Genomic DNA, 6,573 nt, shown 5'->3' with positions numbered 1-6,573 from the left:
GGCGGGGGCGCGTTGCGGCGGGGGCGGGTTGCGGCCGGGGCGGGTTGCGGCCGGGGCGGGGTTGCGGCCGGGGCGGGTTGCGGCCGGGGCGGCGGGGTCCGGGATTTGTCGGTGGCTTGTGCGAGCATGGTGTCGGGGGCCGGAGGCCGCGGCAGGGGCGATCTGTGCCGGCGTGCGAGCATGGGGCTGTGGAGATCACCGTTGGTGTCGGGGCCGGGGCGCGCCACCTGGGGGTGGACCGGGTCGTGGACCTCGGCCCGTTGCACCCGTCCGCGCACGGCGCGTACCGCCTCCGCCTGACCGTCCGCGACGACGAGACGATCACCGCCGCCGAACCCCTCGTCGGCCACCTGCACCGCGGCGCGGAGAAGTTGTTCGAGGTCCGTGACTACCGGCAGGTCCTCACGCTCGCCAACCGCCATGACTGGCTCGCCGCCTTCTGCAACGAACTCGCCGTCGCCCTCGCCGTCGAGCGCATGACCGGCATGGACGTCCCCCCGCGCGCCCAGGTCCTGCGGGCGCTGTTGTGCGAGCTGAACCGGATCATGGCGCACCTCGTCTTCCTCACCCCGCTCACCGGCCAGGTCGCCGCCGACGGGCGCGAAGCCGTCCAGACCGTCCTGGAGGAGGCGTCCGGCGGGCGGATCCACTTCATGTTCAACCGGATCGGCGGGCTCCGCGAGGACGTCCCCGCCGGGTGGGTCGATCGCGTCCGCGAAGCAGTGTCCACAGTGGACACCGGCGCGATTCCCGACGGGCTGCAAGGGATCGGTGTGCTCAGCCGGGACGCGGCCCTGGCGTTCGGCGTCACGGGACCGATCGGGCGGGCGTCCGGTGTGGACCTCGACCTGCGTCGGGACGACCCCTTGCCCGGTTACCGCGACCTGGACGTCCGGCCCGTCGTCCGGTCCGAGGGGGACGCCCTCGCCCGCGTCCGGTGCCTGGTGGACGAGGTGCGGCAGTCCGTGCGGCTCGTGTCGCAGTGCCTCGACCGGCTGCCCGGCGGACCGGTCAACCTGCGGCTGCCCAAGGCGATCAAGGCGCCGGAAGGCGCGGTCTACACGCGCGTCGAAGCGCCGCTGGGCACGTCCGGCGTGCTGCTCGCCTCCCGCGGCGAGAAGACGCCGTGGCGGCTCAAGCTGCGGACGCCGTCGTTCAACAACGTCCAAGCCCTGTCCGCCCTGCTGCCCGGCACGCGGGTGGACGACCTGCCGGCCGTGCTCGGGTCGTTCGCCGTGGTCGTCGGCGACATCGACAAGTAGGCCGGGGGTCAGTCCTCGCCGCGCCGACGCCTGCGCCGCGGCGAGTCCGCCCCGCCGAACGCGGCGAGCAGCTCGCTGACCGACTTGCCGTCCGCGTGCGCGCCGGCCGGTTCGGGCGCGACGGGCTCGGGGGCACGCCTGCGCCCGGACACCTCGGCGGACGACCGCGCGGCGGGTTCGGCGGACACCGGCTCGTACGACCCGGTGTGGTCGGCGGCCCGGCGCGTGGTGGCGGGCGTGACGGGCCGGAACCCGGCACCCGTCGCCGCCGCCCGACGGCCCTTGGTCTCGGCCTGACCGGCGTTCTCGACGGGCCGGAACCCGCCGGTCATCTCGGCGGCCCGGCGCACGGCGGTCGGCCGCGCCAGTCCGGCGTCCACTGTGGACTCGTGCGCGCCGAAGCCGGAACCCTCGGCCGCCGCACGACGACCACCGGGCTCGGTGCCGCGCGACGCCACGGCCGGGAAGCTGCCGGTCTGGCGTGCGCTGGTCTCGGTCTGGCGCACGGAACTCGCTGCCACGGTGCGGAAGCCGCCCGTCTGGTCCGCGCGCCGCCCCGCGGGCTCGACCGAACGCGACTCCGCCGAACGCGACGACTCGGCGACACGCGACTCGGCGGCGCGGGCCTCGGCCACACGGGGATCGGCGGCGCGGGAGCCGGCGGCGCGGGGATCGACCGCGCGGGTGTCGGCGGTGGCGCGCGAGTCGGCGGGGCGGGAGACCGGCTCGGTGGGGCGGCGGGTCGCCTGGTCGGCGGCCACGGCGTCGCGGCTGATCATCTCCGTCCGCTCGGCCGCCCGACCGCGCCGCTCACCCGAACCGGCACCAGCACCGGCCGGAGCAGGAGCGCCGGCAGGAGCAGCGGGTTCCGCGGTCAGGCCGATGCCCAACCGGCCCGCGTCCAGCGCCACGCCCTCGGTCTGCCGGCGCGTCTCCCCCCGCACCGGCTCACCGTGCTGAGCGGCCGCCGGGGCGGCGGGGCGCGGTTCCGGGCGGCGGGGTGGTTGGGGGGTGTTCGGGGTCAGGCGGCCGGCCAGGTCGGCGCGGTTGACGCGTTCCGTCGACTCCGCGCGGGCCGCGGCCGGGCGTTGCGGGGTCGTGCGGAGGGGTTCGCGGCGGGCCGGTTGGGGCTGGTCGCGGCGGGCGGGTTCCGGGCGCGTGGGTTCGGGGCGGCGGGCCTGGTCCTTGCGGGAACCGTCGTGCGGGACGCGTTCGATCAGCTCGGTGCGGTCCGGCGCGGGTTTCTCGGCCTTGGCGGCCACGGCCTTCGCGGGTCCGGCGGTGATGATCCGCTGGTCGCCCACGGCCATCAGCCGCGACTGGTCGGACAACGCGCGCATGCGGGTCGATTCCGCGCGCAGCGCCACCCGTTCGACCAGGACCTCGCCGCCGAGCAGGGCCTCCAGGTTCTCCCGCAGCACGCGCAGCTCGTTGCGCAGCGCCTCCAGGTCCTCCCTGGACTCCTCGCGCACCCGACGCCGGGTCTCGGCCTCCAGCTCCAGCTCGTACTCGCGCCGGGCGGCGACCTCGCGCTCCAGCTCCAGCTCGTACACGGACTGGAGGTCGGCCACCTCGTCGTCACGGTCCGCGACCTGCCGGCGGTACCGGGCGGCGAGGAACGCGCCCGTGAGCGCGGCCCACAGCGCGGCGACCACCGCCAGTCTCAGCCAACGGGCGTTGTCGCTGAGGACCAGCACCGCCGCGGCACCGAGTGCGAGCGCCAACGCTGCTACCAGCAGTAGTCGCCCGATGCCACGACCGTGATCTTGCTGCTCGCCGTCCTGCGACGCGCCTCGCCCGGTCATGGCGTCTACCGTACCGGTCAGTTACCCGATTGAGACCTCCGCGTCCGTATTCACCCGTCCGCGTGGGGATCTTTCGGGGTCTTGCAGCAGTGCTCCAACCACAGTCCCGCGCCGATCAATGCGCCGGCGCAGAGCAGTCCCACCACCGCACTGACCAGGTCGTGCCGCGCCGCTTCGAATTCCCCTTGAACCGGTATCACGTAGATCAGCACCCCGGCCCACGCGCCGGCCATGATCGCCCCGAGGAGTGACGACGCCTTCGCCAGCGCCACGGCCCGTGCAGCGGTCAAGGGCTGCACCGGCGCGGCCCCCGGCTTGCGCTGGATGCGCGCCCGCAACGAGAACGCGAGCACCAGGTCCACCACGGCGATCACCAGCAGGGTGAAGCCGGCGAACGTCGGCAGCGCCGGCAGCGTGTCGTAGGACAGCCGGAGCAGCAGGTGGACGAGCAGGCCCGCGATCAGTCCGACGGCGAGCAGGTCACGGGGCTTGGTGAACCTCACCGTTCCATCGTGTCATCAACGCTCACTCGACGAGCGCGGTCTCCCGGCCACCGAACAGCCGCAACGCGGGCAGCCAGCGGGTCGGGTCGGCGTCCCAGTCCATCGAGCGGATCTGGCTCTCACTGCGCCGGCCGCCGATGGCCCGCATCAGCTCGAACGACGACGTCCGCAGGGTCGCCGACGGCTCGCCCTCGCCGAGGATGCGATCGCCGTGCTCCAACGTGATCCGCAGGGCGGGCAGGTGCTGCTCGCGCAACCGCTTGTCCAGCTCCTGCATGGGCCGGGTGAGGGCCGCGCGGACGGCGACGTTGTCCCGCTCCCCCGGCCGGCCGAGGGCGGCGCGGATGTCGTGCTCGTGCTGCACGATCTCGGCGACCAGCACCGCGCCCACCGGCGAGTCGAACAACCCCTCGGAGATCTCGAAGTTCCGCTCCCACTCGACGAGCAGCTCGCCCAGCGCCCTGTCCCGCCGCTCCTCGACCTGCTTCTCGCCCCACGCGCCGGTCTCGTGCCCCTCGAACCGGCGGTTGACGAAGTCCCCGAGCCCGCCGGCGAGGTGCGCGACGACGTCCTTGACCGTCCACCCCGGACACGCCTGCACGGCCGCGGCGGGGTCCCCGTTGGTGACCAGACTGATGATCCGCCGCCGCGCGGCGTCGTACGTGACCGCGTTGCTCATCGCCGACCTCCCGGGCCGACGCTAACCCCGGCCCGGGTTCGGCGCAGTGCGACTTCAGGTCAGCGACAGGTCGTCGCGGCGTTCGACGCCGGTCAGGTCCAGGCCCGCCACCAGGTCGGCCACGCGGCCGTGGCCCGGCAGGACCGCGTCCGGGTCGATGTCCAGCCACGGCACCAGCACGGTGGCCCGTTCATGAGCGCCCGGGTGCGGCAGCAGCAGTGACGGGTCGTCCGAGCGCACGTCGTCCACCGACACCACGTCGACGTCCAGCGTCCGCGGCCCCCAACGCAGGGTGCGCACGCGGCCCGACGCGTTCTCCAACTCCTGACCGCGCCGCAGCCAGTCCCACGGCCCGGAGGGGCCCTCCACGACCAGGACGGCGTTGAGGAAGTCGTCCTGGTCGGTCACGCCCCACGGCGCGGTCTCGTAGACCGAGGACACCGCTACCAGCTCCGGCGCGAAGCCCGCCACCGCCGACCGCAGGTGCGCCAACCGGTCGCCCATGTTGGAGCCGATCGACAGCACGGCCCTAGTCACGGACGCGCCTCACCGTCACCGCCACGTCCGCGAACGTCAGCGGGATGGGCGCGGACGGCTTGTGGACGGTCACCTCGGTCGCCCGCACGCGCAGGTCCGTCATGACCTCGTCCGCGATCTTGCCCGCCACCGTCTCGATCAGGTCGTACGGCTCGCCCGCCACGATCGCCGCCGCCCGCTCGGCCAGCTCGCCGTAGTGCAGCGTCTCCCGCAGGTCGTCGGTCGCCGCCGCCCGCGACAGGTCCAGCCACGCCGTGACGTCGACCAGGAAGTCCTGCCCGTCGCGCTTCTCGTGCTCGAAGACGCCGTGGAACCCGCGCACCCGCAAGCCGCTCAGCGAAATCCGGTCACCCATGACCCTGCCTCCACGCCCTGGCCACCGCGACGGCGTCCAGGGACTTGTCCACGTCGTGCACGCGCACGCCCCAGGCACCAAGGAAAGCAGCCAGTGTGCTCACAGCGGCGGTCGCGTCCTCGCGACCGTCCGGCGCGCGGTCCCCGAGCAGGGCACCCAGAAAACGTTTGCGGGACGCTCCGACCAGCACCGGGAAGCCCAGGGACAGCAGCTCGTCCAGGCGGTGCAGCAGCTGCCAGTTGTGGGTGGCGTTCTTCGCGAAGCCCAGGCCCGGGTCCAGGACGATGTCGTCCGACGACACGCCCGCCGCCAACGCCGCGTCCACCCGCGCGCTCAGCTCGTCGCGCACATCGCGCACGACGTCGTCGTACACGGCCAACTGGTCCATCCGCTTCGAGTGCCCTCGCCAGTGCATGAGCACATAGGGCACCCGCGCCGACGCCACCACGGACGCCATCGACGGGTCGGCCAACCCGCCGGACACGTCGTTCACGATCGACGCGCCGGCCTCCAACGCGGCGGCGGCGACCTCGGCGCGCATGGTGTCCACCGACACCGGCACGCCGGCCGCCACCAGCTCGCGGATCACCGGCGCGACCCGGGCCGCCTCGACCGACGGCTCCACGCGCGCGGCACCCGGACGGGTGGATTCGCCACCCACGTCCACGATGTCCGCGCCGCGCTCGCGCATCGCCACCCCGTGCGCCACCGCGTCGGCCAGGTCCAGGTACCGGCCGCCGTCGGAGAACGAGTCCGGGGTGACGTTCAGGACGCCCATGACGACGCAGTGCCCCGGTCGAGGCACGCTCACCTGGTACGACCCTTGATCAGCTCGATGGCCTCGGCGCGCGAGGACGCCGACGTCCGCAGCAGCCCGCGCACGGCGGACGTGGTGGTCCGCGACCCGGGCTTGCGGACGCCGCGCATGCCCATGCACAGGTGCTCGGCTTCCACGACGACGATCACACCACGGGGTTCCAGCCGCCGCACCAGGGCGTCGGCGACCTGCGAGGTCAGCCGCTCCTGCACCTGTGGCCGCTTGGCGTACAGGTCCACCAGCCGCGCGAGCTTGGACAGGCCGGTGACCCGGCCCTGCTCGTTGGGGATGTACCCGACGTGCGCCACGCCGTGGAAGGGCAGCAGGTGGTGCTCGCAGAAGGAGAACATCGGGATGTCGGTGACCAGGACGAGCTCCTCGTGGCTCTCGTCGAAGGTCTTCGCCAGCACCGAGTCCGGGTCGGTGTAGAGCCCGGCGAACAGCTCCCGGTACGCGCGGGCCACGCGGGCGGGCGTGTCCTGCAGGCCCTCGCGGTCGGGGTCCTCGCCGCACGCCAGCAGCAGCTCGCGCACGGCCGCCTCGGCCCGCTTCTGGTCGAAGGGCCGCCGTGCGAGGCCGGCCCCCCCGTTGACGGAGAGGCCGGCCTGGTCGATG

Annotated in this window: 8 protein-coding genes; 1 reads left to right on the top strand and 7 read right to left on the bottom strand. The window is 74.0% G+C overall.

Annotated features, from left to right (window positions below):
- Window positions 1–188 precede the first annotated feature (188 nt).
- Window positions 189–1,262 carry an NADH-quinone oxidoreductase subunit D gene (locus AB0A74_RS22725; protein WP_358252246.1) on the top strand — a complete coding sequence of 358 codons (1,074 nt, stop codon included), beginning with the start codon at window positions 189–191 and terminating at the stop codon, window positions 1,260–1,262.
- 8 nt (window positions 1,263–1,270) lie between these two features.
- Here AB0A74_RS22725 and AB0A74_RS22720 read toward each other — a convergent pair whose 3' ends face one another.
- The 7 genes from AB0A74_RS22720 to folE are packed head-to-tail and all read right to left on the bottom strand — an operon-like array spanning window position 1,271 to window position 6,572.
- Window positions 1,271–3,067 carry a DUF6779 domain-containing protein gene (locus AB0A74_RS22720; protein WP_358252244.1) on the bottom strand — a complete coding sequence of 599 codons (1,797 nt, stop codon included), beginning with the start codon at window positions 3,065–3,067 and terminating at the stop codon, window positions 1,271–1,273.
- Window positions 3,068–3,117: 50 nt separating this feature from the next.
- Window positions 3,118–3,570, bottom strand: a complete 453-nt coding sequence (locus AB0A74_RS22715; RefSeq protein WP_358252242.1) for a DUF3180 domain-containing protein — start codon at window positions 3,568–3,570, stop codon at window positions 3,118–3,120.
- A gap of 22 nt (window positions 3,571–3,592) precedes the next feature.
- Window positions 3,593–4,249, bottom strand: coding sequence for a maleylpyruvate isomerase family mycothiol-dependent enzyme (locus tag AB0A74_RS22710; protein WP_358252240.1), 657 nt, complete (start codon window positions 4,247–4,249; stop codon window positions 3,593–3,595).
- Between the two features lie 54 nt (window positions 4,250–4,303).
- Complete coding sequence (gene folK / locus AB0A74_RS22705) at window positions 4,304–4,786, bottom strand: 2-amino-4-hydroxy-6-hydroxymethyldihydropteridine diphosphokinase (protein WP_358252238.1); 483 nt, start codon at window positions 4,784–4,786, stop codon at window positions 4,304–4,306.
- Window positions 4,779–5,141 (bottom strand): dihydroneopterin aldolase, encoded by a 363-nt coding sequence (gene folB, locus AB0A74_RS22700; protein WP_358252237.1) that lies wholly within the window; start codon window positions 5,139–5,141, stop codon window positions 4,779–4,781. Before folB ends, folK begins: the two co-directional genes overlap by 8 nt.
- The gene (folP, locus tag AB0A74_RS22695; RefSeq protein WP_358252255.1) at window positions 5,134–5,919 is read right to left on the bottom strand and encodes a dihydropteroate synthase; all 786 of its coding nucleotides are present in this window, start codon (window positions 5,917–5,919) and stop codon (window positions 5,134–5,136) included. Before folP ends, folB begins: the two co-directional genes overlap by 8 nt.
- 29 nt (window positions 5,920–5,948) lie before the next feature.
- Window positions 5,949–6,572 carry a GTP cyclohydrolase I FolE gene (gene folE, locus AB0A74_RS22690; RefSeq protein WP_343935732.1) on the bottom strand — a complete coding sequence of 208 codons (624 nt, stop codon included), beginning with the start codon at window positions 6,570–6,572 and terminating at the stop codon, window positions 5,949–5,951.
- Window position 6,573 lies beyond the last annotated feature (1 nt).

The sequence above is a fragment of the Saccharothrix sp. NPDC042600 genome (assembly GCF_040647305.1).
Taxonomy (GTDB): Bacteria; Actinomycetota; Actinomycetes; order Mycobacteriales; family Pseudonocardiaceae; genus Actinosynnema; species Actinosynnema mutabilis.
Note: the sequence above shows the minus strand (reverse complement) of the source record. Positions and strands in the feature narration are given on the sequence as shown.

Coding starts and splice junctions, on each gene's coding strand:
- AB0A74_RS22720 (WP_358252244.1), bottom strand. CDS start 3,067: ATGACCGGGCGAGGCGCGTCGCAGGACGGCGAGCAGCAAGATCACGGT.
- AB0A74_RS22710 (WP_358252240.1), bottom strand. CDS start 4,249: ATGAGCAACGCGGTCACGTACGACGCCGCGCGGCGGCGGATCATCAGT.
- folB (WP_358252237.1), bottom strand. CDS start 5,141: ATGGGTGACCGGATTTCGCTGAGCGGCTTGCGGGTGCGCGGGTTCCAC.
- folP (WP_358252255.1), bottom strand. CDS start 5,919: ATGGGCGTCCTGAACGTCACCCCGGACTCGTTCTCCGACGGCGGCCGG.